This window comes from Micromonospora sp. M51, from assembly GCF_018070305.1.
Classification (GTDB): domain Bacteria; phylum Actinomycetota; class Actinomycetes; order Mycobacteriales; family Micromonosporaceae; genus Micromonospora; species Micromonospora parva.
Map to the genome: position 1 here is coordinate 1 of NZ_JAGPXZ010001104.1, position 1,417 is coordinate 1,417.

The following is a 1,417-nucleotide window of genomic DNA, read 5'->3' on the forward strand; positions in this document are numbered from 1 at the left end:
CCCAGGGCCGGCCCCGCCGGGGTACGACGTGGGCCGGACCCTGGGCGTCCGCTAGCGGACGGACCAGCGCTGGGCGCCGGTGCCGTCACACGTCCAGAGCTGCGTGGTCGTGCCGTTGGCCGTCCCGGCGGAGGTCACGCTGACGCACTTGCCGGCGGAGGTGAGCACGATCGTGCCGTCCGTCCGGAACGTAAAGCGCTGCGCGGCGGTGCCGTTGCAGGTCCAGATCTGCACCCTCGTGCCGTCGGCGCTCGCTGCGCCGTTCACGTCCAGGCACCGATCGCCGTAGACCCGCAGCTCCCCGGCGGCGGTACGGGTCCAACGCTGGTTGGTGCCCGCATGGCAGTCCCAGATGATCGTGGGGGTACCGGTCGTGGTGCTGGCTCCGGAGACGTCCAGGCACCGCCCGGAGGCGGGGTTGACCAGGCCGACGGCGGTGCCCACCGGCGGTCCGCCCGCCGGGACCAGGCTGCCGGGCACCGACTGCAGCGCGGCGTACCAGCGGGCCGCCATCTTGTCGTACCCGCCGGCGTTCGGGTGGACGCCGTCGGCGAGGTCGGTGGTGGTGAGCGCGGCGTGCATGTCGACCAGGTGCACCCGGCTGCCCTTCTGCGCCACGATGCCGGGGATCGCCGCGTTGTACGCCTGCACCCGCGCCTCCCGGTTCGGGTCGGATTCGGGGGTGATGGTGGCGACGAAGACGTCCGCCAGCGGAGCCGTCAACCTGATCTTGTCGATGAGACCGGAGAGGCGTGCCGGAGCGTTGGCGAGGTCGTAGTTCTGGTTCACGTCGTTGGTGCCGATGTGCAGCAGCACCGTACGCGGGTCGGTGGCCCGCAACCAGGTGACGATGTTGGCGTCGAGCTGGTCGATGCGCCAGCCGGAGTGGCCCTCGTGGTCGTGGTCACCGAGACTGGCCGGCCCGTTGAACCCCGAGCCGACGAAGTCGACGGTGTAGCCGCCACCGACCAGCCGCTGCCACAGGTTGATCCGGTAGCCGCCCGGAACGTTGTAGCCATCGGTGATCGAGTCACCGAGTGGCATCACGCGTACGCCGCCGTTCGACTCGGCCTGGGCGGGTGCGACCTGGGTCAGCGCCAGCACGGCGCCGAGGACGAGCCCGAAGGCCCCCGCGGCGGCCCGTCGTGCGTTCCATCGCATTGTTGATCCCTCTCCTCGAAGGTCGTCCGGGCCGTCAGCGGTGCCTGTCCCGCCGAAACGACGACCACTCCAGACGCATTCATTGATGATGGACAATCAATTCGTCCGGCTGGACCGACTGCGGCGCGGACGCGAGCCAAACGCCGAGCTGGCTGCGCCGAGCGGTCCCGGGCCCGTCGCCGTGGAGGCAGCACCTCCCGGAAACCGCCAGATCTCGGCTGGCGTGGCAGTCTGAGTGCGGCTGTGGTGGGTAGGC

General features: G+C 70.8%; 1 protein-coding gene. It reads right to left on the minus strand.

What is annotated here, in order from left to right; translation table 11 throughout:
• Positions 1 to 51 precede the first annotated feature (51 nt).
• On the minus strand, positions 52 to 1,161 hold the full coding sequence (locus tag KBX53_RS32825; RefSeq protein ID WP_030335950.1) for a ricin-type beta-trefoil lectin domain protein: 1,110 nt from the start codon (positions 1,159 to 1,161) through the stop codon (positions 52 to 54).
• Positions 1,162 to 1,417 lie beyond the last annotated feature (256 nt).

Coding starts and splice junctions, on each gene's coding strand:
- KBX53_RS32825 (WP_030335950.1), bottom strand. CDS start 1,161: ATGCGATGGAACGCACGACGGGCCGCCGCGGGGGCCTTCGGGCTCGTC.